This window comes from Deinococcus arcticus, from assembly GCF_003028415.1.
Lineage (GTDB): Bacteria > Deinococcota > Deinococci > Deinococcales > Deinococcaceae > Deinococcus > Deinococcus arcticus.
The window spans coordinates 91,404-113,379 of record NZ_PYSV01000011.1; the positions used below are offsets into that span (position 1 = coordinate 91,404).

Below are 21,976 nucleotides of genomic sequence, written 5' to 3' on the forward strand. Positions count from 1 at the left end.
GAAGTTCGCGCCGCCCCCCGGTGGGTGGGGGCGGCGCGGCGGGCACAGGCTGGAACGCGCGGCCTAGAACTCTTCGTGAATCAGCGCGGCGTTGGCCTGGACGCAGCGCTCGTGCAGCGGCAGGCGCTCGGCCAGCATCAGCAGCGCGTGAACATCGGTGTGCGACAGCCCCGAGCGGAAACTGGCGGCCACCGGGGTGGTAAAGCAGGGCTGCGGCTCGGGCAGGGTGCAGTCCAGCACGCAGAACTCAAAGGCGCTGTCCTCGGGGCGCGACATCTGGCGGGTCACGGCGGCGCCGTAGCCGTTGGCAAAGCGGAACACCAGCAGTTCAGCGCCGGGCAGCGTGTGGCGCTCAGGCAGGGCCGTGACCTGCGGAAAGGCCGCTGCGGGCACAAACAGCAGTGGATTGATGGAAAACCCGGTCGGGTCATGCAGAGTCATGGTTGAATCCGCCTCCTTTTGCTGGCCCCGTCGCGGGAACCGCACACCGTCAAGTCTGGGTAATCTTGCGCCGCGCAACTGACAGGGGCCTTACGGGAAGCAAGGTCAAGGCCGCCCGAAGGGACCGGCGGGCCGAACATGAGCGCGGCGCGGGGCCCAACCAGACCCCCAGCGGTGTGCTCCGCGCTCCAGCCCCGGGCGCCCCCGGGTACAATCGGCGCGATGCTCTGGCGGCGGCCCCTGACCATGTTGCGGCTGCTGCTCCTGCTGGCCCTGAGCGAGACGGTGCGCGCCGCGCTGTTCGTGGGGGTGCTGCCCCTGGCGGGCCCGCAGCTGGGCCTGGGCGCCGCCGTGATTGGCCTGATGGCCGGGGTGCACTACCTGGCCGACGCGCTGGGGCGCGGGCCCGCCGGGGTTCTCGTGGCGCGCGTGGGCCTGGGCCCCAGCCTGCTGACCGGCGCCCTGCTGGGGGGCCTGACCCTGGCACTGGTTCGCCAGGGGCCCAGCGCGCCGGCCGCTGTGCTGGCGTGTGCGCTGTGGGGGCTGGGCACGGCCGCGCTGTGGCCCGCCGTCATGAGCGCCTCGCAGGCGCTGGCCCACCCGGCACGCACCGCCCGCGCCCTGACGGTGACCAACCTGACGGCCGTGCCCGCTGTGCTCACCGGCGCGCTGGTGGCCGGACCCCTGATGCAGGACTGGCCCCAGGCGGTGTGGACCGGGCTGCTGCTGCTGCAGGGCGCCGCCGCTGCCCTGGCCCTGAGCCTGTGGCGCGCCGCCGTGCCGCTGCGCCCGGTGCCGGTGCCCTGGCGCGAGTGGCGCCCGGTGGCCGCGCTGCTGCCCACCGCCTTTGTGCAGACCCTGGCGCCGGGGCTGCTGGTGACCACCCTGTACCCCATGCTGGCGCACCTGGGGCTGGGCCTGGGGGACCTGCTGCTGCCCGGCGCCCTGACCGGGGCCCTGATTGGCGCCAGCGCCGCGCTGCTGGGCCGCGTGGCCGACCGCGACCACCCGCGCCGGGCGCTGCTGCCGGGGCTGGCGCTGCTGACAGGCGGCTTTGCCGTGGCGGCCCTGACCGGCGCCCAGTTTCTCTGGGGCCTGGCGGCGCTGGCGGGCGTGGGCTTCGGCGCCTTTCTGACCGGCTGGAACGGGCTGGTGGCCCGCACCCTGCCGCAGGGGCAGCGCGCGGCTGCCTGGGGCGCCGTCATGACCGCCGAGGCTCTGGGCGCCGCCGCCGGCCCCATGCTGGGCGGCGCCGCGTGGCAGCTGTGGGGCGTGGCCGGGGTGTTCGGGCTGGGCACGCTGGCGTTTGGCGGGGCGCTGCTGTATGTGGCGGGGCAGGGGGGGGCCGTAAGCCATGAGCCATGAGCCATGAGCCATGAGCCATTTTCTCGCGGCGCTCAGCGCCAGAGCGCTACAGCGTGCAGGCGGCGGTGATCCACCAGCCGGGGTGGGCGCGGCTCAGGGCCTGGGCGGCCTCGTGGGCGTGGGCGTCGTCGCGGGCCAGGGCAAAGCAGGTGCTGCCCGAACCGCTCATGAGGGGAGAGTGCAGCCCGGCGGTGCCCAGGGCCTGCAGCGCCGCGCGGATGGGAGCGTGGCGGGCGGCCACAGGGCCTTGCAGGGTATTGAGGTAGGGCACCGGGCGGCCGTTGGACAGGGCGGCCACAATCGCCTCAACGTCCAGGGCGGTGGTAAAGGCTTCCTCGGCGTCCAGCCAGCGGTAGGCGTCGCGCGCACTGACCTCTACCCCGGGGTTCACCAGCACCAGGGCCGTGCGCGGCACCGGAATGGGCGACAGAATCTCGCCGGTGCCGGCCGCCGTGGCCGCGTGGCCCAGCAGAAAGAACGGCACGTCGGCGCCCAGGCGCCGGGCCAGGGGAGCAAGCGCCACCCCGGCCGGGTACAGCCGTGCCAGGGCCATCAGGGTGGTGGCGGCGTCGCTGCTGCCGCCCCCCAGCCCCGAGGCCAGCGGCAGGCGTTTGTGCAGGGTGATGGCCGCGCCCGTGCTTACCCCAGCGGCATCCAGATAGGCGCGCGCCGCGCGGTACACCAGATTGCGCTCGTCGGTGGGCAGCTCGGCGCCCTCCACGCGCAGGCTCAGGGTGGGGGCCGGAGCCAGTTCCAGGTCGTCGCCCACGTTCAGCGGCACCATCAGGGAATGCAGGTCGTGGTAGCCGTCGGCGCGCTGCGAGCGCACGCTCAGGCCCAGGTTGACCTTGGCGGGCGCGAAGTACGTGACAGGAGCCGTAGAGGCGGGGCCGGTCGTCATGGGCCCTCAGCATCCCACACCGGGGCCAGGGCCTGGGCCAGGGCGAGGTCGCCGGGGGTGGTCACCTTGAACAGCCGCGCGTCGCCGGGCACCAGGGCCACCGCGTGTCCCAGCCGCGCCACCAGCCCCGCGTCGTCGGTGGCACTCTGGCCTGCGCGTGCCGCCGCCTCGTGGGCGCGCAGCAGCAGTTCGCGCCCGAAGGCCTGGGGGGTCTGCACCGCCCACAGGCCCTCGCGCGGCACGAGGTGGCCCCACTGAGGGGGCCCGGCGGCCCCGGCCTGCACCAGGGTGTCGGCCACCGGCAGGGCCGCTGTGGCCGCGCCCCCCGTCTGGGCCGCCTGGCACAGCGCGGCAATCACGCGGGCGGGCAGGAAGGGCCGGGCCGCGTCGTGCACCAGCACCACGTCCGCGTCGGTGGCGCGCAGCAGGGCGTGCACGGTGGCCTGCCGGGTGGCGCCGCCGGTGATGGCGCGCGCGGGCAGGTCCGGGGGCAGGGCGTGGCCGTCGGGGAGCGCCACGAGCACCTCGGCCACATGGGGGGCCAGCGCGGCGACGCTGCGCGCCAGCAGCGAGCGCCCGGCCACGGTCACGAACGCCTTGGGCCCCAGGCCCAGCCGGGTGCCGCTGCCCGCCGCCGGAATCAGGGCGGCCACCTTCATGCTTCGTTCTCGCGCCAGCGCCGGAAGCCCGGTACGTCCAGCCGGAACTGGTCGAGCACCCGCGCGGTCACGAAATGCAGCAGCTCCCCGACATCCTGCGGGGCGTGGTAGAAGCCGGGGCTGGCGGTCATCACGGTGGCCCCGGCGTCATGGGCGGCCAGCAGGTTCACCAGCATGGGGCGCGGCAGCGGGTCCTCGCGCACCACCAGCACCAGCGGGCGGCGCTCTTTCAGGGTCACGTGCGCCGCGCGGGTCAGCAGGGTGTCGGCAAAGCCGTGCGCCACCTTGGCCAGGGTGCCCGCGCTGCAGGGAATCAGCAGCATGCCGTCGGTGCGGAAAGAGCCGCTGGCCACGCTGGCCGCCAGGTCGCGGTCCTCGTGAACCTGCGTGGCCTGGGCGGTCAGGTCCGGCAGCTGCGGCCCGGCGCCCTCGGCGGTCATCACCCGCTTGGCGCCGCTGCTGACCACAAGGTGCGTCTCCACGTTCAGGGCGCGCAGGGCCTGCAGGGCCGAGAGGGCATACGGCATGCCACTGCCGCCTGAAACCCCCACCACCAGCCTCATGCGCCGCTCGCTTCGCGCCTGCGGCGGCGGGCGTGGCGCAGTTCGGCGGCCACAAAGGCCAGCAGGTTCAGGGCATACACCAGCACCAGCCCTGCCACCAGGGCCGTGCGGGTGCCTTCCAGGGTCAGGCCCGGCAGGTCCGGCACCGCCACCAGCCCGGTGGCGGGAAACAGCGCCGAGAGCAGCGCGCCCCAGGCCAGCAGCAGCACGCTGCCCCAGGGACTGTCCAGCAGCGAGGACCCCGGCAGCAGCAGCGCCAGCGCGCGGTAGGCCAGGGGCCGCGCCTGCGCGGGGGCCGGGACCGAGGCCGGCAGCAGCAGGGCCAGCGCCAGCAGCGCCGCCAGCACCCCCGAGCCCAGCAGCGCCAGCCCCAGGCGCGGCGAACCCCCGCCCGAGGGATCCAGCAGCGACAGCGGCTCGCGCAGGGCGCCGCGCAGGGTCACGCTCAGGTCGCCGGTCACGGCGCGGGTGAGGCGGCGCTGGTCCGGGTAGCACAGCCGGGGCACGCCGGGACGGTAGGTGCGCTGAAAGGCCGCCTCGGGGGTGCCCGGGTTCAGGCCCAGGTTAAAGGCGGCGGCTTCCAGGTCAGGCCGGGCCGACAGGGCGGCGCGGTAGAGCTCCCGGGCCTGGGGTTCGTCGCCGCGCGTCTGGGCAATCACGCCCAGATTGTTGCGCACGCAAGGATCGGTGTCGGCGGCGGCGTACACCTCACGGGCCTGGGCGTCCTCGCCGTCGAGCTGCGCGCTGAGTCCGGCCAGCAGCGCGGCGTCGGGACCGGGGCGCAGCGCCAGCGCCGAGAGCTGGGCCCCGCCCCAGCCGCCCCCGTAGGTACCGCTGGCCAGGGCCGGCGAGCGCAGCCCGGCGCCCGCGAGGTTGGCCCAGTGCAGCCCGCCAGTCACCACCAGCAGGCTCAGGGCCAGCAGAAACAGGGTCAGGCGCTCGCCGGGGCTGGCGTAGGCCACGAACACCCGCCGCGCGCGCGACAGGGGGTGGCGCAGCCACGAGCGGTAGCGGCCCCCCAGCGCCGCCGTGTCCTGCGCCTGGGGCCGCCACGCCCGCACCGCCACCGCCAGCAGCCCCGAGAGCAGCGCTGCGCCCAGCCCCAGCATGGCCAGCCGCGCGGCGTCGCGCACCCCGCGCAGACCCTCGGGGCCCAGGTTGTACAGGGTGCCCGCGCGCAGCGAACGCGAGAACTGCCGCCACTCGCCCGCCTCGCCCTCGCGGCCCTGCGCTTCCAGGGCCTGGGCGTAGCGGGCGTACAGCGCCTCGCCGCCTTCAAAGCGGGGGTGCAGTTCACGCAGGTAGGCCATCCACACGCCCGCGCGGGCCAAGCGCCGCTGGTCCAGCAGGGTGCTCACGTAGCCGGCCGGGTCGCCGTAGGCTTTCAGCGCCCCCCGGCTGACGGTCACCGCCGGGTCAATGCCGCGCGCCGCCGCGTCGCGCCGCGCGCGGTCCAGGGCCAGATCGGCGGCCGAGGGAAAGCCGGCGCTGTCCAGCCGCGCGGCCAGCGCCACCCAGGCGGGAAAGGGAAGGGTGCCCCCCAGGGCGCGGCGCACGGCGCTCAGGGCGGCGTAGGCGTCGGCGCGCACAGCCCGGGCCTCACGCACCGCCAGAAAGGGGTTCAGCGGGTCCAGCGCGGCGGCGCGGCCCAGTTCGCCTGCCGGGGTGGTGTCGGCCACGCGCGCCAGCCAGCCGCTTACCTCGGGCACAGGTGGGGGCACCACCCGCTCCTGCACGCTCAGGCCGCTGGCCGGGTCCAGCGTGAAGCGCTCGGTCAGGCCGGCCAGCTCGGTGCTCACGCGCACCACCCCGCCCGAGGCGTCCAGCGAGGTGACCACGCCGCTCAGGTCGGCGCGGGCCACAGCCACGCCGCCCGCGCCCAGTTCATAGACGGCGGGGCCGGCGCCCAGCAGCACCCGCCCCTCCAGCTCCAGCGGCCCGGTCAGCGGCCCCCACGAGGCCGGAAAGGTGCGCTGCCAGCGGGGGCCGGTGCCCTCAGGCTCCACGGTCAGGGTGCGGCCACTCAGGGTGGCGGTGGCCTGCACGCTGCTGCCCAGCAGGGCCAGCAGCAGGCCGGCGCGCGCCAGCACCCGGCAGGCCAGCGCCCGCTTCACGCGCGCTCCGGGCGCCCGGGGCGGGCCAGCAGGTGGGCGCTGCGCACGGCCATCACCACGCCGCCCGCCAGCAGTTCGAGCAGGCCGCCGTAGCGCGTGGCCAGCAGCAGGCCCACCGGCAGGGCCACCACCGTGGCGGCCGGCACCGCGTTCAGGCCCACGCGGCGCTGCAGTGTGGCGCGGTACAGCGGAATAAACAGCAGCGCCGTGCCCAGGGTGCCCAGCAGGGTCAGCGGGGCCAGCACCAGCAGCGCGCCCAGCAGCGGCGCAATGCCCCCGCCCCCCCGAAAGCCGAAGAACAGGGGGTAGCAGTGTCCCGCCACCACGGCGCCCATGGCCAGCCAGCCCCAGTCGGGGGCCAGGGCGCGGGACAGCAGGGCGGCCAGCACCCCCTTGGCGATGTCCAGGGCCGTGACCAGCACGGCGGCGCGGCGGCCATATTGCCGGAAGGTGCCGCTGCCGCCCGGCAGATCCCGGTCGCGGATATCAGCGCCCCGGGCGCGCGAATACAGCACCCCGGCCACCAGGGACCCCAGCAGGTACGCGGCGAGGGCCACAAACACGGGCGCGGCGGTAGGGGGCATACGGCGGCCATTCTAGCGGGGCGCGCCCTCTAGACTCGGCGCCATGAGCGCCCTGCCCGACCGCCCCCTGAGCCGCGCCGAACTGCGCCGCTACAGCCGCGCGCTGCTGGTCCCCGAATGGCAGGAGGCCGGTGCCCAGGCCCGTGTGGGGGCCGCCCGGGTGGTGGTGGTGGGGGCCGGCGGCCTGGGCAGCCCGGTGATTGCGGCGCTCTCAGGCGCCGGGGTGGGTCAACTGGTCATTGCCGAGGGCGACACCGTGGACCTCAGCAACCTGCACCGCCAGAGCCTGTACACCACCCCGGATGTGGGCGCCCCCAAGGCCGAGCGCGCCGCCGCCCGCGCCCAGCAGCTCAATCCCCAGGTGCGCGTGCGCGTGGCTCCACCGGTGGACGACCGCACGCTGCCGGGGCTGCTCTCAGACGCCGCGCTGCTGATTGACGCCACCGACAACTTCGAGACGCGCTACCGCATTGCCGACGCCTGCACCGCCCTGGGACGCGAATGGGTGTGGGGCGCGGCCAGCGGCACCTCCGGCATGGTCAGCGTGTTTGGCCCGGCCCTGGGCCTGCGCGACGTGTTTCCCGAACCCGGCGACGCGGCCTCGTGCGACGAGGCGGGGGTGCTGGGGCCCGTGCCCGGCGTGGTGGGCGCCCTGATGGCCCTGGAGGCCCTGAAGGTCCTGGGCGGGGTGGGCGAGCCCCTGCGCGGGCGCCTGTGGACCTTTGACGCCCTGAGCGGGCACACGCGGGTCCTGCGGCTGGGCCCAGCCCGCGCGGCCCGGTAAGCCGGGCAGGAACAGCCGGATGACCCGGGGCCCAGTTCACCCCCCCGCGCCCCCTTTATTCCCCCTGAAGACCCACGCCCAGGGCGGCTTGACGGCGCGGGCCGGTGTGTTACTGTGCGCCTGAGCCGACAATCCAGCTCGACTTCAGTTCTCGGAGGTTCTTCTCATGACCAAGAGCACCAAGTCCGCCGCGAAGCAGCCCGCCCGCAGCGCCGCCCGCACCGGCACGTCCGGCCGCCGGGGCGCCACCGACGCCGCCCGGGGCACGGACGCCGCGCGCGCCGACAGCGGCAAGATCGCCAAGACCCAGATTATTGACATGGTGGCCGAGCGCACCTCGCTGAACAAGAAACAGGCGGGCGACGCGGTGGCGACCATGCTCGACTGCGTGGTGTCGGCCCTGCGTTCCGGCCAGAGCGTGGGCCTGCCCGGCCTGGGCACCCTGAGCATTGCCCAGACGGCCGAACGCAGCGGCGTGCGCCCGGGCACCTCCGAGCGCATCACCATTCCGGCCGGCCGCAAGGTGCGCTTCAAGGTGGCCACCACCCTCAAGGGCAGCCTGTAAGGGTTCGTAGAACAGTTTTTAAGGCAGCGGCGCTGATTGGGCGCCGCTGTTTTTCATGGTCTGACGGTGCACAGTAAAGAAGGACGTGTGTGGGGTAAGAGCAGGCCGCGTGATCAAAGACAGCGTTGAAGCTGGTGGGTGCGGTGCAGGCCACGGGGAACAGTCTGCAGCTCGGCGGCCTGTCCTTGATTGAAGAAGGAAGGGGCCAAAAGAAAATGGGTGAAAAGCAGCAGCGTTGTGTGGCAAAAAATGGCAACAAGCTGCTGCCCCAATTCTGTTCTGTGCCTGTACAAGGCAAGTCAGCCGGAACTTGGGGTGTAGAGTTGCCCGGCAAGATCATCTGGCGCCCCTGTTGAGGTTGAAGGGGGTGCGGCGCAGCGATGCCCTTGAGGTCACACGCCCTTTTCACCTGAACTCCCTTTTGACCTGAATGGGGAAGAAGGTTGAAAAAGCAGGCTTTACAATGAAGCGGGCAGGCGGTCATACTCCTTTGAAGGAGGCGCGATATGGCTTACAAGAAACTCAGTGAACAGGTGCAGGAACTCAGTAACCCCCAGCGCAGCGATACGTTTATCAAGCTGTTCCGTGAAGCGGTGCGGCAGGGCAAATTCGACGCGGCGTACATGCCCGAGCGCTTCACCATGCCCAAGCAGTTCAGCCGCCGTGGCAGTGAAGGCACCTACGAGCGTGACACGCGCGAGATGCTCTTTGAACAGAGCAAGGAATTCGACGCGTGGTTTGAAGAAACCAACCGCGCCCTGGCCTCGGCCCGGCGCGGCGGCAACATCAAGCCCAGCGTGGAAGCCATTGAAGCGGGCCTGGTGGATTTCAGGACCATGGCCGAAGAAACCCGGCGCAAGATGCAGGCCAGCTACGAAAAGGGGCAGGCCCTGGGCAAAAGCCGCTCCAAGAGCAGCGGCAAGGGCAAGAAGAAATAACGTTGCTGTACGCTCGGGCGGCCTCCTCTCGTGGGGGCCGCCTGTTCTCTTTGGCCGGGCGCATTGGGTATGGTGGCGGGATGACCGCTGGCCTTCCTTCTGACATGCCCCTGAGCACCCCACCGCGCCGGGGCCTCCTTCTGGTGATGACCGGCGCGTCGGGTGTGGGCAAGGGCACCCTGCGCGAGCGCTGGCTGGCCGGGCAGAACGTGTTTTACAGCACCTCCTGGACCACCCGTGAGGCCCGCCCCGGCGAGGAACACGGCGTGCATTACGTGTTCGTGACCCCCGACGACTTCGAGACCAAGGCGCGCGGCGGCGGTTTTCTGGAACACGCGGCGTTTGTGGGCAACCGTTACGGCACGCCCATTGAGCCCATCGAGGCGGCGCTGTCGCGCGGGCAGGACGTCATTCTGGAAATTGAGGTGGAGGGGGCCATGCAGGTCAAGGCCCGCATGGGAGAAGAGGCCATCCTGATTTTCATCATGCCGCCCAGCCTCTCGGAACTGCGCCGCCGCCTGGAAGGGCGCGCCACCGAGACCCCCGAGCGCATTGAAAAGCGCCTGATCCGCGCGCGTGAAGAGATCCGCGAGGCCCACGAGTTCCGCTATGTGGTGGTCAATGACGATCTGGACCGCGCCGTGGAGGACCTGCACGCCATTCAGCGCGCCGAGCGGGCCCGCCAGCGCCCCGAAACCGAGTGGACCGAGGAAGACCGCGAAGCCCGGGTGCGGGCCGACACCCTGCGCAGCTACACCCTCACCGACGCCCAGCTTGATGAGGTCGCCACCCACTGAACGCGGCCAGCCCGGTGACCACGCACTTTTTCCATCACAGGAGGGCCTTTCATGCCACTGGAACTGATCCAAGGCGATATCGCCGCGCAGACCACCTGCGCCGTGGTGACGGCCGCAAACAAGGAACTGATGGGCGGCGGGGGCGTGGACGGCGTGATTCACCGCGCCGCTGGCCCCGAGCTGCTGCGGGCCATTCGCCAGATTGGCGGCGCGCCCACCGGCACAGCGGTCATCACGCCCGCCTTTGACCTGTCCCGGCAGGGCGTGCGGCACGTTCTTCATGCCGTGGGGCCCATCTGGCGTGGCGGGCACTCAGGCGAGGCTGCGCAGCTGGCCAGCGCTTACCGCCACAGCCTGGAACTGGCCGCCGCGCACGGGTGCAGTAGCGTGGCGTTTCCGGCCATCAGCACCGGGGTCTACGGCTATCCGCTGGAACAGGCCGCCGAGGTCAGCCTGCGGGCAATCACCGCGTTTCTGGAGGACCACCCCGAGTTGCAGGTGCGCGTGGTGCTGCACGGTGCCGGCCCGCTGAATGTCTTTCGCCGGGCGCTGGCGCGGCTGGCACCGCCTGCATAAACTTGACGCCCCCCGGATACCGCGCTATAGTTCTGGACATCACCGCCCAGAGAGGCGGCTTTTTTTTATTGTCACCCATGGCCAGGCTATTTGCCGGGCCAGCTCGGGACGCGCAGAGTGCAGGCCGTGTGCGGCTGTCTGCTCCTTCAGATCGCCGCTTATGCCTTGTGGGGTGGGCTGCATGGCCAGGAACAACCTGGGCCGCCGTGCAGACCAGTTGGACGGGGGAGAGAAGGGCATCTAAGGACGTTGCACCTCACGTTGCGAATTTTCAGGAGAGCACCGAACAGTCTCCACTCCCGGTGCAACGTCCTTTTTTCGATACTCGCTCTGCTGCGCAGCTGTTCCAGCCCGCTCGGTTGATCTAAAGATCAACAGCGAGCGACTTAAATCCAGCCCCCATCTTGGCTTGCCCACAGGCTCAGGTCAGGGCGATGGCAGCTGTCACTGGCAGCGCTCCTTGCGGCTGCTCTCTCTTGCCGGCTGGACCGGAACAGCAGGTCCATGAACAGCGCCTTCGATTCTGGAAGGGGCGAAACCGGGGGCGAGAGTCTATGACGCCGTGAATGAGTTCTGATGGTGAATGACTCTGCGGAAAATATCGTCTGAGCCGGTGTTCCTGATCTCCAAAAACCTTCCTTATTCCTCATCAGGTCATTATGTTTTTAGCAGAAAATGTGCTAAACTCTTGGAGATGAAAAACGCTCCGCTGACCCTTGACTTTGGCACCGTCCGGCTGCCCATCAGCGCGGACGGATTCCTGCACGCTCCCTCGGCCCTGGGGCACCTGGGCCTGACCGAAGACCGCTGTGAAGCCACCCTCGCTGCCCTGAAGGTGGAGACCGACACCCGCGACTACGGCGCCGGCCCCGAACGGGCCCTCTCCATTCCCGAATTCACCCGGCTGGCGTTCACGCTGGACACCCCGCAGGCCCGGCGCTGGCGCAAGCGGGCCCAGGATCTGCTGACCCGCGCCCTGCAGGGCGACGTGCGCCTGTCGGCCCAGATTGCCGAGCGCAACCCCGACCCCGAAGCGCGGCGCTGGCTGGCCGCCCGCCTGGAAAGCACCCAGGCCCGGCGCGAACTGATGAGCACCGTGGCGCGCCACGGCGGCCAGGGCCCGGTGTTCGGGCAGCTGGGCAGCATCAGCAACCGCAGCGTGCTGGGCACCAACAGCGCGGCCATCCGCCGCGAGCGCGGGGTCAAGCAGACCCGAGACGGCCTGAGTGCCACCGAGCTGCTGCGCCTGGCCTACCTGGACACCGCCACCGCCCGCGCCATTCAGGAACGCGGCGCCCACGGCAACGACGCCATTCTGAAGCTGCACGAGCATGTGGCCCGCCGCGAGCGCCAGGGCTGGGAAACGCCGCTGCCTACGCAGGCGAGCTAGGCGGGGGCCGATGGCGGAAAGCAGATGGCAGATGGCTGAACACAGGCCGTCTGCCTTCTCTTTTGTCTGGTGGTCGGGCCGGTGGTCAAGCGGGGCATGGGTGGCATGTCGTCTGGGACGCAGGTCACGCTCCACCCTCTGCAGGCCCCGCTAAGAATGGAAAAACAGCGTGTTGGTCCTCCTGTCTCTGCAAGGTCTTCGCTTTTGCCATCTGCCATAGACCATCCGCCATCTGCCGCCCTTTCCCTCATCCAGGCCCGCTAGAATCCAGCACGTGCCGCCCCTCCTGATTCGCCTCGTCCTGGCCGAGGTCACGCGCTGGTATGCGGCGGGCGTGGCACTGTTTCTGTCGCTGCAGATGATCGACGCCCTGAGCAGCACGGTGGCCAAGTTGCTGCAGTTCCGCCCGCCCGTGGACAAAGCCGCCCTGGCCTTTCTGAGCATCGCGCCGGGCATTCTGAACAAGAGTCTGGTGCTGGCGGTGCCGTTTGCCATCCTGCTGGCCTTTTCGCGGATGCAGCGCGACAGCGAACTCAAGGCGATCAGCGCCGGGGGGGTGCCGCCGCTGCGGCTGGTGTGGCCGCTCGCGCTGCCCTTCGTGCTGGTGGCGGCGCTGGCCTACGTGAACGGCGACCGCATCGTGCCGTCCAATCTGGCCCGCTGGGACACCGCCTGGTTCAACATCTACAATATTCCACTGCCGCTGCAGACGCAGAAAAAGTACACCTATGCCCCGCCCGGCGCGCTGTACTACGCGGGCAGCGTGATCAGCACCGGCGACGGCACCACCGCGCAGCTGCAGGGCGTGATGGTGCAGCGGGGCGGCGAAATCCTGACCGCCAGCAGCGGCACCTGGGACAGCAGGGCCCGCACCTGGACGCTGCTCAGCCCCTGGCGCGCCCGTCCGGGGCAGCCGCCGCAGCTGCTGAACAAGCCGCTGACCGTGCCGCAGACCGACACCCTGCGCCCCCCGCCCGCCAAGGCCGAGCAGACCACCACCCCCGACCTGCGCGCGCGCGCCGCCGATCCCCAGGTGCTGCCTGCCGATCAGCGCGAGGCGGCGTTTCAGATTGTCCGCCGCATGGCCGACCCGCTGACCGCCGTGGTGTTCGCCCTGGCGGCCGGGGCCCTGGGGCTGCTGCTGCGCAACCGCGCCGCCGCCTTTGCCGCCGTGCTGGTGTTTCTGGTGAGCTTCTACGTGCTGTGGACCACAGTGCCGGGGCTGGCGCGCGCCGGGGCGCTGTCGCCCGCGCTGGCGGCGTGGCTGCCCAATCTGGCCTTCGTGCTGCTGGCCGCCGCCCTGGCCTGGAGGCTGCGGTGAAGACCTTTGAACGCTACGTGCTCTCGGAAATCCTGCCGTTTCTGGCTGGGGGGGTGGCGGCCGTGATCACGCTGCTGCTGCTGGCCAGCCTGGAAGGCATTATTGCGCCGCTGCTGGCCAAGGGCGCCAACCCGGTGCTGGTGGCGCGGGTGCTGGCCCTGAGCGTGCCTGAAGCCACCGCCCGCGCCCTGCCCATCGCCCTGATGTTCGCGGTGCTGCTGGGCCTGTCGCGCCTGGCGGCCGACAGCGAGATCAAGAGCGCGGTGGCCTCGGGCATTCCGGCCGCGCGGCTGTTCCGCCCGGTGCTGGGCCTGGGGGCCGCTGTGGCCGTGCTGGCCTTTGCGCTGGGCGAGGGGCTGGTGCCGCGCGCCCGGGTGGAAGCGCGCGCCGTGCAGCGCCAGATTGTGCTGGACAATCCCCGGGTGCTGGGCCTGGGGCAGAACGTGGTGCTGCGCGACACCCTGAACCGCGCCATCAGCGTGGGTGAGGTGCGCCCGGGCGGCGAGCTGCGCGACCTGCGCATCGTGACGATGGTGGACGGCACCCTGCCCAGCGAGGTCATCACGGCCGCCGCCGGCCGCCTGCGCCCCGGAACCAACGTGCTGGAACTGCGCCAGGGCCAGCGCGTGACCTACCAGAACGGCGATCCTCGGCCCTCGACCATCCTCAGCTTCAAGCAGGGCCGCCTGCCCCTGCAGGACACCGGCACCGACCTGGGGGGCCAGCCCCAGACCGCCCAGCCCATCTACGATCCCCTGCCCGTGCTCTGGAGCCGCACGCAGACCTACCGCCAGCAGAAGATCAGCGCGCCGGCGGATTTTACGGCCCTGCACCAGAAGTTCGCCGGGCCGCTGGCAGCCCTGGCGCTGGCCTTTTTTGCCGTGACACTGGCGGTGTATTCCTTTCGCAGCGGGCGCGACCTGGGGCTGGTGTGGGCGCTGCTGCTGACCTTTGCCTACTACGCCACCTACAGCGTGTTCCGCGTGATGGGCGAGAACGGCGCGGTACCCGGCGCCGTGGCGGCCTACGCGCCGGACGTGATCGCAGTGGTGGCGGGCGCAGGGCTGCTGTGGCTTACCTCGCGCCGCTGAGGGGCGCGCTCGCCGCTTCAGGGACTTCTGCCCCGGCGGGTGGAGTCCAGCGGCTTCCCCAGCGTGCCATCGCCGCAATGATCTCGCCCAGGCTCTGGCCCTGTTCGGTCAGGGCATACTCCACCCGGGGGGGCACCTCGGCGTAGACGGTACGGGTGACCAGTCCCTGCGCTTCGAGCTGGCGCAGCCGCTCGGTCAGGGTTTTGGGCGACACGCGGCCCAGGGTGCGTTTCAGGTCGCTGAAGCGCCGCGTGCCGCCCAGCAGGTCGCGCAGAATCAGGGTGGTCCACTTGCCGCCAATCACCTGCATGGTGCGCTCCACGCCACATTCGGGGCGGCTCACCATCGCCTGACCGTATTTCATGCCCGCAGCGTAACTGTTCCCAGAGGGAAGCGTCAGGGTTTCCAAAACCATACTGGCTTTTCTTTGTGCTCCTGCTTCCGCTCGGGGGGCTTTGTTTTCTAGCCTGGGCCCATGACCCCCACTGCTGTTTGCCGAGGCCCCCTATGAAGCTGGCCCTGCTGGGCGCGACTGGCCGCACCGGCCGCCTGCTGCTGGATCAGGCGCTGGCCCGGGGCCACGAGGTGCAGGCCCTGGCCCGCCGCCCCGAAGTGCTGAGCACCCGCCCTGGCCTAAGCGTGGTGGCCGGTCGCCTGCAGGACGAGGCCGCCGTGCAGGCCGCGCTGCGCGGCGCCGACGCCGTGTTGAGTGCCCTGGGACCGGTCAAGGGCGACGCAGCCGGCGTGATGACCCAGGCCGCCCAGGTGCTGGTGCGCCGGATGCCAGAGGCCGGTGTGCGCCGGGTGGTCACGCTGACCGGGGCCGGGGTGCCGTTCCCCGGGGACGTGCCGGGCCCGGTGGACCACCTCTTCCGCACGCTGCTGAAGGTGCTGCAGGGTGACGTGCTGCGTGACGCGGCGGAACACGTGCGCCTGCTGAGCACCTCGGACCTGGACTGGACCGTGGTGCGCGCGCCCATGCTGACCGACGGGCCGGCGGGGCCGGTGCGCTCCGGGCCGGTGGGCCGTACCGGCCCCCGCGTGCCGCGCGCCAGTGTGGCCGCCTTCATGCTGGACGCCGCCGAGCAGGGCACCCTGTTGCGTCAGGCCCCCGCCGTCAGTGCGTAGCCCAGCGGCAGGGCGGAGGCCGTGAGGGCTGCCCGGCTGCGCCACTTCGGCGGCCCCGAGGTGCTGCGCGTGGAAGAGGTGCCCTGGCCCGCGCCCGGGGGCGACGAGGTGCTGGTGCGCGTGGCGGCCAGCAGTGTGAACGCCACCGATCTGGCGCTGCGGGCCGGTGGCCTGGGGCCCCTGGCGGCCCGGCAGTTGCCCCTGACCGTGGGCTTTGACGTGTGCGGCGAGGTGGTGGCCTGCGGCCCGCGCGTGACCGCCTTCCGGCCCGGCGAGCGGGTGTACGCCCTGCTGGGCCTGCGAGCGGGTGGCAGCGCCGAGTACGTGACGGTGCGCCAGGGCCGCGCGGCGCTGGCCCCCCGGATGGTGCCGGCGGTGCAGGCGGCGGCGGTGCCCCTGGCAGCCCTGACCGCCCTGCAGGCCCTGCGCGCCCAGGGGGGGCTGCAGCCGCGCCGCACCGGCCAGCGACCCCGGGTGCTGGTGTACGGCGCGGCCGGGGGCATCGGCTCCTTTGCGGTGGGGCTGGCGCGCGTGCTGGGCGCCCTGGTCACCGGTGTGGCCCGCCCGGAAAAACACGCCTTCGTGCAGGCCATGGGCGCCGACGAGGTGCTGGCCCCCGCTGACCTGGACTGGGCGCAGACCGGGCCCTGGGACGTGGTGCTGGACACCCCGCCGGCCCTGAGCTTTGCAGCGGTGCGCCCGGCCCTGGGCGAGCGCGGCGTGCTGGTCAGCACCCGGCCGCTGCCCACGCGGCTGGGCGACGCGGCCGCCATGCTGCCCCGCCCGGGGCCCCACCCGCGCCTGGCCACCATGCACACCGCCGAGCGGGGGCTGGACCTGGCGTTTCTGGCCCGCCTGATTGAGGGCGGCGAGCTGCGTGTGCCGGTGGACCGGGTGTTTGCCCTGGACGACATTGCCGCCGCCCACCGCTACGCCGAGGGCGACGAGGTGCGCGGCAAGGTGGTGGTGGCGGTGGCCGAAGGGTAAGGACGTTGCACCTCACGTTACGACTTTGCAGGAGAGCACCGCAAAGTCTCCACTCCCGGTGCAACGTACTTTTTTCGATACTCGCTCCGCTCGGTTGATCTAAAGATCAACAGCGAGCTACTTAGCTGCCGCTCAGTAAGGGCCCTGTCCGCCTGCCTTCAGCGCGTAGTGCACCCGGCGCAGCGCCACCGCCTGCGCCCGCGAGAGGGGCAGGCCCCGGGCCAGCCGGTCCAGGGCGCGGGCGTGCAGGGCCAGCCGGTGTGGGGCGTCGGTGTCCAGGGTGGGCATGTACTCGAACGTGACCGCTGGCCCCAGAGCATCGACCAGGGCGTCCAGGCGTTCGAGCGACGGCGACTGGCGCCGCCCCCGGTGAATCAGCGCCTCGGCATAGCGGCGCACGTGGAACTTGTGGTCACTCTGCACCTGAAACCGCGCGTAGCCCAGGGCGCGGGCGTGGGTCAGGGCCATGCGGATGGCCTCGCGTTCGGCCAGCCCCTCGTGGCCCCGGGTATCACGCAGCACGGCCGCGTAGGGGGTTGCGCCCAGCAGGTAGCCCAGGCTCAGGGAACCGTCCCCCTTGTCGGCACTGCCATCGGTGCGGATGAGCACGGTGCCGGTGGCGTGCGGGTGATGCGTCTTCAGTGCATTCTGCGCCGCCGCGTCCAGGGGGTGCCCAGCCGCCAGCCGCGCCAGGGCCCCGGCCAGTGTAGCCGCCTGCCGGGCGCGGTCCTCTTCCCCTGCTCCTGGCACCAGCGCCCGGAAGTCCAGCGCCGCCGCGTGCCGGGCCGCCAGTGCGGCGGCGCCCAGGTTCACGGGGCCCGGCACACCGTAGGGCACCCCGTCCAGCACGTAGCCCGCGCCATCCGGGATCTCGGCCGCGCAGAGGGTGGCCCGCTGGTGGCGAGGGACGGTCACCAGGGCTGCACCCGGTAGTCTTTCAGGAACACGCCGGCCAGGGGCCGCCCAGGCTCGTTCAGGCCGCTGAACATGGGATCGCACAGCCGGGCCGCTGCGTCGTCCAGGTCCAGCGGCAGCCGGAAGCCCTGGGCCGCCATGCGCTCTTGCTGGGGATGCGGCTCCTGGTGCGATACCCAGCCGGGGTCCACGCTGGTCATGTAAATGCCCTCGCGCGCCAGCCGTGGCCCGCTGGTGCGGGTCAGCATGTTCAGCGCCGCCTTGGCCATGTTGGTGTGGGGGTGGCGGTCACTCTTGTCAGCCCGTGAAAACTGTCCCTCCACAGCGCTCACGTTCACGATAAAGCGCCGCTCGAACGGCGAGCGCCGCAGAAGAGGCAGCAGGCCGCTGCACAGCAGGTAGGGCGCGGTGGTGTTCACCAGCTGCACCTCTAGCAATTCGCGGGCCTCGACCTCCTCCAGCCGGGCCGTCCAGCTGTTGTGGGGGCGCAGGTCCAGGGCGTGACCATGCCGGTTCAGGGGCTCGGGTGGGGCGAACAGTGAAGGGGCAGCAGAACTGTCTGGCAAGCTGGGCGCAGGCCACGCGATCCTCAGGGCCAGCCGGGGACCGGGCAGGGCCTGCCGCTCCCCCTGCAGCAGCGCGGCATAGAAGCTGGGCGGCCGCGCGATGGTCTGCGCGGCGTTGTTGATCAGCAGGTCCAGGTGGGGCTGGGTGCGGCTCAGTTCCTCTATAAACGCCTGCACCGCGCGCAGATCCCGCAGGTCCAGGCCGTACAGGGTCAGCAGGCCCTGCCACTCGGCGGCGTCTGGCTCCTGGGTAAATCGCCGCGCTGCGTCCTGTGGAAAGCGGGTGGTCACGATGACCTGGGCCCCACTGCGTAGCAGCCGCAGGGCTGCCGCGTGCCCAATGTTTACCCGGCCACCGGTCAGCAGGGCCACCCGGCCGCTCAGGTCGGCGCGTGCATGCCGCTTGCGGTGGTTCAGCTGACCGCACGGGGCGCACAGGGCCGGATTGCCCGCGTCGGCCAGCCCAAAGGTTTGCCGGCACATGTAGCAGCGCCGCCCAGAGTCCGGCTTTGGCGGTGGGTGCCGGGCGGCCTCTTCTGCCTGCCGGGCGTGCTTGCGCCCCAGGCGATTCACACCAGCCACCAGCGTGCGGAAGGCGGGCTGATCATCGGCCAGGGCCGGATTGCGCAACACGGCTTGAAGCACGCGCTGCGCTGTTTGCCAGTCAAGGGGGGTCAGATCGGGGTCCATAGGTCAAAGAGAGGTGGAGGTGGACACCGCTTTATGAAAACGGGCCACCTCCGCTGTCCGGGACGGAATTGAACCGCCGACCTCCTGCGTGACAGGCAGGCACTCTTCCACTGAGCTACCGGACCTCTGCAGTGTAGCGGGCCCGGGTCGCCTGCGGCGCTCGTTTGCCCAAAAGGTGGGAGCCGCATCACCTTGGCAAGGTGGGCGGCCCCCGGCGTTCAGAGCGGACTCGAACCGCCGACCCCTCGCTTGCAAAGCGAGTGCTCTTCCCCTGAGCTACCGAACAGCTTCATTTTACCCCTGCCCCTCCACCTGCGTGGCCTGAATGGCGGTCAGGGCGATGGTGTACACGATGTCGTCCACCAGCGCGCCGCGTGAGAGGTCGTTCACGGGCTTGCGCAGGCCCTGAAGCATGGGGCCCACCGCCACCACGCCGGCGGCGCGCTGCACAGCCTTGTAGGTGGTGTTGCCGGTGTTCAGGTCCGGGAAGATAAACACGGTGGCGCGCCCGGCCACCGGACTGCCCGGGGCCTTTTGCTGGCCCACCGAGAGCACGCTGGCCGCGTCGTACTGCATGGGGCCGTCCACCACGAGGTCGGGCCGCCGCTCACGCACCAGCGCCGTGGCCGCCTTGACCTTCTCCACGTCCTCGCCACTGCCGGATTCTCCGGTGGAGTACGACAGCATGGCCACCCGGGGCGTAATTCCGAACGCGCGGGCGCTGTCGGCGCTCTGAATGGCAATATCGGCCAGCTCCTCGGCGCCCGGGTTGGGGTTGATGGCGGCGTCGCCGTACACCAGCACCTGTTCAGGCATCAGCATGAAGAACACCGAACTCACCAGCCCGGCGCCCGGCGCGGTCTTGATGAGTTGCAGCGCCGGGCGCACCGTGTTGGCGGTGGTGTGAATGGCGCCCGACACCAGCCCGTCTACCTCGCCCAGCGCCAGCATCATGGTGCCCAGCACCACGGTGTCTTCCAGCTGCGCCTCGGCCTGCGGGGCCGTCAGCCCCTTGTTCCTGCGCAGCTCAACCATGGGCGCCACGTACTGCTGGCGAATGCTTTCCGGGTCCAGGATCTCCAGACCCTCCGGTAAGGTCAGGCCCTGGCCCTCGGCCACCTGCCGCACCCGGTCGGGCTTGGCCAGCAGCACGCAGCGGGCAATGCCCTTTTCGGTGCAGCGAATGGCGGCCTTCACGGTGCGGGGCTCATCGCCCTCGGGCAGCACAATGCGTTTACCGGCCGCGCGCGCCTTCTGAATCAGCTCGTAGCGAAAGGCGCTGGGGGGCAGGCGCCGCTCGCCACTGCTGACCGGGGCCCGCAGGCGGGTGCCCAGCGGCACCGTATCCAGCCGGTCGGCGATGAACTCCAGAATGCGCTCCATGCGGCTCAGGTCGTCGTGCGGCACCCGCGCGTCCAGCCGCGAGAGGCGCGAAGCGGTCTGAAACGAATTCGTCTCCACCCGCAGCACCGGCAGCGTGCTGCCCAGCGCGGCGCGGCACAGCCGCTCAATAGAGGCTTCGGGCGCGCTGCCCGAGGTGAACATCAGCCCCGCCAGCGGCACCCCGCTGAGGTGCGACAGGGCAGCGGCCATGATCACGTCCTCGCGGTCCCCGGGCGTGACCACCAGGGCCCCGGGCACAAACAGGTGCGCCATCTTGGGGACCGTGCGCGCCGTGACCACGGTGCTCGTCACGCGGCGCAGGGTCGCCTCGCCCTCGTTGATCACCTCGGCCCCCAGGTGCCGGGCCACGTCCAGGGTGCGCGGGGCCGTGAGGTCGGCCGAACTGGACACCACGCCCAGCAGCGGCAATTCCCCGCTGGCCAGCACGCGGCTGCGCGAGCGCAGTTCGGCCATCAGGGTGCCGTAGTCCAGCGCGGGCGGCGCAAAATTCAGCACGTACCCGCTGAGGCCGCTGCCGTCACTGCGGCGGTAGCCCTGCGCGGTGATTTCCAGTTCGTCGGCCAGTTCCCCGGCGCCCACCCCGGCCAGGCTGGAGACCAGCACCGTATCAGCTTCCAGATTGCGCGCAAGGCTGGCATTCAGTGCCGAGGCGTAGGGGTTGCGCTCGGTCAGCGCCAGCCCCTCGGCCACCAGCACGTCGGCGCCGCCTGCTGTGGCCTCGCGTGCCAGGGCCACCACGCTTTCCATCAATTCTTCTTCCGCGCCGTGGCTCAGCTGTTCCTCGGCCAGGGTCAGGGCAATGGGGTCAGGCGTATTCAGGTGCGCCAGGGTGCGGGCGAAATGCACGCTGTCATCGGTGCGCGGCTCGTGCGTCTGGGCAATGGGCTTGAGAAAAGCCACTTTCAGGCCCTGGCGCTCCAGGGCGCGGGTCAGGCCCAGGGCGGTGCTTGTCAGGCCCACGCCGTTGCGGGTGGGCGCCACAAACAGCGTCTTCATGCGCTCACCCCGGCCAGCAGCGCGCGGGTCTGTTCAGCAATCATGCGTTCCTCGTCGGTGTTGACCACCAGGGCGGCCAGCGCCCCCGGCGCACTGATCCGGCCCGCCTGGCCGCGCACGGCCGCGCGGTTGGCCTCGTCATCCACGGCCGCGCCCAGCACGCCCAGGCGCGCCAGCACAGCTCCCCGCACTGCGGCACTGTTCTCGCCAATTCCGCCGGTGAACACCAGCGCGTCCACGCGGCCCAGGGCCACCGCCATGCCGGCCATCTGCTTGGCGAGGCGGTACACGAACACGTCCAGCGCCAGCCGCGCGCCCGCGTGCCCCCGCCCGGCGGCCTCTTCCAGTTCGCGCATGTCATTGCTCAGGCCCGAGAGGCCCAGCAGGCCGCTCTCCTTGTTCAGGGCCGAGGTGACCTCCGAGAGGCTCAGACCTGCCTGCCGGGCGATGTAATCGTGCAGCCCCGGGTCCACGTCGCCGCTGCGGGTGCCCATCACCAGCCCTTCTAAGGGCGTCAGGCCCATGCTGGTGTCCACACTGCGCCCGCCCTGCACCGCGCACACGCTGCAGCCGTTGCCCAGGTGAGCGGTCACCAGATTCAGCTCGGCCAGCGGGCGGCCCAGGTCCTGGGCGGCGCGGGCGGCCACGTAGGCGTGGCTGGTGCCGTGAAAGCCGTAGCGCCGCACGCCATGCTGGCGGTACCAGTCCCCCGGCACCGGGTAGCGGTAGGCCACCTCCGGCATGGTCTGGTGAAAGGCCGTGTCGAACACCGCCACATGGGCCGCGTCGGGAAAGGCCGCCTGCGCCGCCTCAATGCCCGCGATGTTGGCCGGGTTGTGCAGCGGCGCCAGGGGCACACAGGCCCGGATCTCGCCCAGCACCTCGTCCGTCAGGCGCACGGGCGCGTGGAACCGCTCGCCGCCGTGCACGACCCGGTGACCCACGGCGCCCACCTGCGTGCGCACGCCCAGCTCGTCCAGGGCACCGGCCAGCACCGCAAAGGCTTCGGCGTAGCTGCCGCCCCTCAGGTCCGCCGTGCGCCGCTCGCCCTCCATGTCCAGCCGCGCCGAGGCTCCGGCCGAGCCCAGCCGCTCTGCCAGCCCGGTCAGGCCCACCCGGTCATCGTCCAGATTCAGCAGGGCAAACTTCACGCTGCTTGAGCCGCAGTTGAGCACCAGCGTCCACATGCGCCCATTCTGAC

The 21,976-nt window shown here is 71.4% G+C and carries 23 protein-coding genes and 1 tRNA gene; 12 read left to right on the forward strand and 12 right to left on the reverse strand.

The features are described 5' to 3' along the window. Positions 1-63: 63 nt before the first annotated feature. A complete protein-coding gene (locus C8263_RS12165; RefSeq protein WP_107138401.1) occupies positions 64-441 on the reverse strand; it encodes a hypothetical protein in 378 nt (125 codons plus the stop codon). A 222-nt stretch (positions 442-663) separates the two neighbouring features. Between C8263_RS12165 and C8263_RS12170 the strand changes: the two genes are divergently transcribed. Next, positions 664-1,806 carry an MFS transporter gene (locus tag C8263_RS12170; protein WP_107138402.1) on the forward strand — a complete coding sequence of 381 codons (1,143 nt, stop codon included), beginning with the start codon at positions 664-666 and terminating at the stop codon, positions 1,804-1,806. A 46-nt stretch (positions 1,807-1,852) separates the two neighbouring features. On the opposite strand, the gene C8263_RS12175 is transcribed toward C8263_RS12170, so the two are convergent. From C8263_RS12175 to C8263_RS12195, 5 genes are read right to left on the reverse strand one after another with little or no spacing between them, the layout of a single operon-like run. Next, positions 1,853-2,707, reverse strand: coding sequence for a 4-(cytidine 5'-diphospho)-2-C-methyl-D-erythritol kinase (locus tag C8263_RS12175; RefSeq protein WP_107138403.1), 855 nt, complete (start codon positions 2,705-2,707; stop codon positions 1,853-1,855). Continuing rightward, positions 2,704-3,366: a 2-C-methyl-D-erythritol 4-phosphate cytidylyltransferase gene (gene ispD / locus C8263_RS12180; protein WP_107138404.1), complete on the reverse strand. Its 663-nt coding sequence runs from the start codon at positions 3,364-3,366 to the stop codon at positions 2,704-2,706. The genes C8263_RS12175 and ispD overlap by 4 nt, the downstream gene beginning before the upstream one ends. Beyond that, positions 3,363-3,929 carry a UbiX family flavin prenyltransferase gene (locus tag C8263_RS12185; protein WP_107138405.1) on the reverse strand — a complete coding sequence of 189 codons (567 nt, stop codon included), beginning with the start codon at positions 3,927-3,929 and terminating at the stop codon, positions 3,363-3,365. Before C8263_RS12185 ends, ispD begins: the two co-directional genes overlap by 4 nt. After that, a complete protein-coding gene (locus C8263_RS12190) occupies positions 3,926-6,043 on the reverse strand; it encodes a hypothetical protein (RefSeq protein ID WP_233218788.1) in 2,118 nt (705 codons plus the stop codon). The genes C8263_RS12185 and C8263_RS12190 overlap by 4 nt, the downstream gene beginning before the upstream one ends. Further along, positions 6,040-6,627: a glycerol-3-phosphate acyltransferase gene (locus C8263_RS12195; protein WP_107138406.1), complete on the reverse strand. Its 588-nt coding sequence runs from the start codon at positions 6,625-6,627 to the stop codon at positions 6,040-6,042. The genes C8263_RS12190 and C8263_RS12195 overlap by 4 nt, the downstream gene beginning before the upstream one ends. Positions 6,628-6,670: 43 nt before the next feature. On the opposite strand from C8263_RS12195, the gene C8263_RS12200 reads away from it, so the two are divergent. The 9 genes from C8263_RS12200 to C8263_RS12235 all read left to right on the forward strand — a co-directional run bounded on the left by C8263_RS12200 (position 6,671) and on the right by C8263_RS12235 (position 14,089). Next, on the forward strand, positions 6,671-7,411 hold the full coding sequence (locus tag C8263_RS12200) for a HesA/MoeB/ThiF family protein (RefSeq protein ID WP_107138407.1): 741 nt from the start codon (positions 6,671-6,673) through the stop codon (positions 7,409-7,411). Positions 7,412-7,577: 166 nt separating this feature from the next. Next, complete coding sequence (locus tag C8263_RS12205) at positions 7,578-7,976, forward strand: HU family DNA-binding protein (protein ID WP_107138408.1); 399 nt, start codon at positions 7,578-7,580, stop codon at positions 7,974-7,976. Positions 7,977-8,101: 125 nt separating this feature from the next. Then, the gene (locus C8263_RS18950; protein ID WP_146160670.1) at positions 8,102-8,332 is read left to right on the forward strand and encodes a hypothetical protein; all 231 of its coding nucleotides are present in this window, start codon (positions 8,102-8,104) and stop codon (positions 8,330-8,332) included. A gap of 150 nt (positions 8,333-8,482) precedes the next feature. Then, on the forward strand, positions 8,483-8,914 hold the full coding sequence (locus tag C8263_RS12210) for a hypothetical protein (RefSeq protein ID WP_107138409.1): 432 nt from the start codon (positions 8,483-8,485) through the stop codon (positions 8,912-8,914). 80 nt (positions 8,915-8,994) lie between these two features. After that, entirely contained in the window at positions 8,995-9,711 is a 717-nt protein-coding gene (gene gmk / locus C8263_RS12215; RefSeq protein WP_107138410.1) for a guanylate kinase, read from the forward strand. Positions 9,712-9,762: 51 nt separating this feature from the next. Further along, positions 9,763-10,287, forward strand: a complete 525-nt coding sequence (locus C8263_RS12220) for a macro domain-containing protein (RefSeq protein WP_107138411.1) — start codon at positions 9,763-9,765, stop codon at positions 10,285-10,287. 694 nt (positions 10,288-10,981) lie between these two features. Next, positions 10,982-11,677, forward strand: coding sequence for a DNA damage response protein DdrC (gene ddrC, locus C8263_RS12225; RefSeq protein WP_107138412.1), 696 nt, complete (start codon positions 10,982-10,984; stop codon positions 11,675-11,677). 274 nt (positions 11,678-11,951) lie between these two features. After that, entirely contained in the window at positions 11,952-12,998 is a 1,047-nt protein-coding gene (locus C8263_RS12230) for an LptF/LptG family permease (protein ID WP_107138413.1), read from the forward strand. Next, positions 12,995-14,089 carry an LptF/LptG family permease gene (locus C8263_RS12235; RefSeq protein WP_107138414.1) on the forward strand — a complete coding sequence of 365 codons (1,095 nt, stop codon included), beginning with the start codon at positions 12,995-12,997 and terminating at the stop codon, positions 14,087-14,089. The genes C8263_RS12230 and C8263_RS12235 overlap by 4 nt, the downstream gene beginning before the upstream one ends. Here C8263_RS12235 and C8263_RS12240 read toward each other — a convergent pair. Continuing rightward, entirely contained in the window at positions 14,073-14,453 is a 381-nt protein-coding gene (locus C8263_RS12240; RefSeq protein ID WP_233218789.1) for a winged helix-turn-helix transcriptional regulator, read from the reverse strand. The two genes, C8263_RS12235 and C8263_RS12240, sit on opposite strands and share 17 nt — an antisense overlap. Before the next feature lie 143 nt (positions 14,454-14,596). Here C8263_RS12240 and C8263_RS12245 point away from each other — a divergent pair, with 143 nt between their 5' ends. Then, a complete protein-coding gene (locus tag C8263_RS12245) occupies positions 14,597-15,217 on the forward strand; it encodes an NAD(P)-dependent oxidoreductase (RefSeq protein ID WP_107138415.1) in 621 nt (206 codons plus the stop codon). Between the two features lie 21 nt (positions 15,218-15,238). Beyond that, positions 15,239-16,204, forward strand: a complete 966-nt coding sequence (locus C8263_RS12250) for an NADP-dependent oxidoreductase (protein ID WP_107138416.1) — start codon at positions 15,239-15,241, stop codon at positions 16,202-16,204. A 132-nt stretch (positions 16,205-16,336) separates the two neighbouring features. On the opposite strand, the gene C8263_RS12255 is transcribed toward C8263_RS12250, so the two are convergent. From C8263_RS12255 to C8263_RS12280, 5 genes are all read right to left on the reverse strand, one after another. Continuing rightward, a complete protein-coding gene (locus C8263_RS12255; RefSeq protein ID WP_107138417.1) occupies positions 16,337-17,119 on the reverse strand; it encodes a hypothetical protein in 783 nt (260 codons plus the stop codon). Then, positions 17,116-18,375 (reverse strand): SDR family NAD(P)-dependent oxidoreductase, encoded by a 1,260-nt coding sequence (locus C8263_RS12260; RefSeq protein ID WP_107138418.1) that lies wholly within the window; start codon positions 18,373-18,375, stop codon positions 17,116-17,118. The genes C8263_RS12255 and C8263_RS12260 overlap by 4 nt, the downstream gene beginning before the upstream one ends. Positions 18,376-18,589: 214 nt before the next feature. After that, positions 18,590-18,661, reverse strand: a tRNA-Ala gene (locus C8263_RS12270). Between the two features lie 8 nt (positions 18,662-18,669). Further along, positions 18,670-20,775: a phosphate acetyltransferase gene (gene pta / locus C8263_RS12275; protein WP_107138419.1), complete on the reverse strand. Its 2,106-nt coding sequence runs from the start codon at positions 20,773-20,775 to the stop codon at positions 18,670-18,672. After that, positions 20,772-21,962, reverse strand: coding sequence for an acetate kinase (locus tag C8263_RS12280; RefSeq protein ID WP_107138420.1), 1,191 nt, complete (start codon positions 21,960-21,962; stop codon positions 20,772-20,774). Before C8263_RS12280 ends, pta begins: the two co-directional genes overlap by 4 nt. Positions 21,963-21,976 lie beyond the last annotated feature (14 nt).

What these genes read in the sequence shown, in the direction of transcription:
- C8263_RS12205 (WP_107138408.1), top strand. Translation starts at nt 7,578, where the DNA reads ATGACCAAGAGCACCAAGTCCGCCGCGAAGCAGCCCGCCCGCAGCGCC.
- C8263_RS12170 (WP_107138402.1), top strand. Translation starts at nt 664, where the DNA reads ATGCTCTGGCGGCGGCCCCTGACCATGTTGCGGCTGCTGCTCCTGCTG.
- C8263_RS12245 (WP_107138415.1), top strand. Translation starts at nt 14,597, where the DNA reads ATGAAGCTGGCCCTGCTGGGCGCGACTGGCCGCACCGGCCGCCTGCTG.
- C8263_RS12195 (WP_107138406.1), bottom strand. Translation starts at nt 6,627, where the DNA reads ATGCCCCCTACCGCCGCGCCCGTGTTTGTGGCCCTCGCCGCGTACCTG.
- ddrC (WP_107138412.1), top strand. Translation starts at nt 10,982, where the DNA reads ATGAAAAACGCTCCGCTGACCCTTGACTTTGGCACCGTCCGGCTGCCC.
- C8263_RS12210 (WP_107138409.1), top strand. Translation starts at nt 8,483, where the DNA reads ATGGCTTACAAGAAACTCAGTGAACAGGTGCAGGAACTCAGTAACCCC.
- C8263_RS12260 (WP_107138418.1), bottom strand. Translation starts at nt 18,375, where the DNA reads ATGGACCCCGATCTGACCCCCCTTGACTGGCAAACAGCGCAGCGCGTG.
- C8263_RS12240 (WP_233218789.1), bottom strand. Translation starts at nt 14,453, where the DNA reads ATGAAATACGGTCAGGCGATGGTGAGCCGCCCCGAATGTGGCGTGGAG.
- C8263_RS12220 (WP_107138411.1), top strand. Translation starts at nt 9,763, where the DNA reads ATGCCACTGGAACTGATCCAAGGCGATATCGCCGCGCAGACCACCTGC.
- C8263_RS12280 (WP_107138420.1), bottom strand. Translation starts at nt 21,962, where the DNA reads ATGTGGACGCTGGTGCTCAACTGCGGCTCAAGCAGCGTGAAGTTTGCC.
- C8263_RS12165 (WP_107138401.1), bottom strand. Translation starts at nt 441, where the DNA reads ATGACTCTGCATGACCCGACCGGGTTTTCCATCAATCCACTGCTGTTT.
- gmk (WP_107138410.1), top strand. Translation starts at nt 8,995, where the DNA reads ATGACCGCTGGCCTTCCTTCTGACATGCCCCTGAGCACCCCACCGCGC.
- C8263_RS12200 (WP_107138407.1), top strand. Translation starts at nt 6,671, where the DNA reads ATGAGCGCCCTGCCCGACCGCCCCCTGAGCCGCGCCGAACTGCGCCGC.
- C8263_RS12175 (WP_107138403.1), bottom strand. Translation starts at nt 2,707, where the DNA reads ATGACGACCGGCCCCGCCTCTACGGCTCCTGTCACGTACTTCGCGCCC.
- ispD (WP_107138404.1), bottom strand. Translation starts at nt 3,366, where the DNA reads ATGAAGGTGGCCGCCCTGATTCCGGCGGCGGGCAGCGGCACCCGGCTG.
- pta (WP_107138419.1), bottom strand. Translation starts at nt 20,775, where the DNA reads ATGAAGACGCTGTTTGTGGCGCCCACCCGCAACGGCGTGGGCCTGACA.
- C8263_RS12185 (WP_107138405.1), bottom strand. Translation starts at nt 3,929, where the DNA reads ATGAGGCTGGTGGTGGGGGTTTCAGGCGGCAGTGGCATGCCGTATGCC.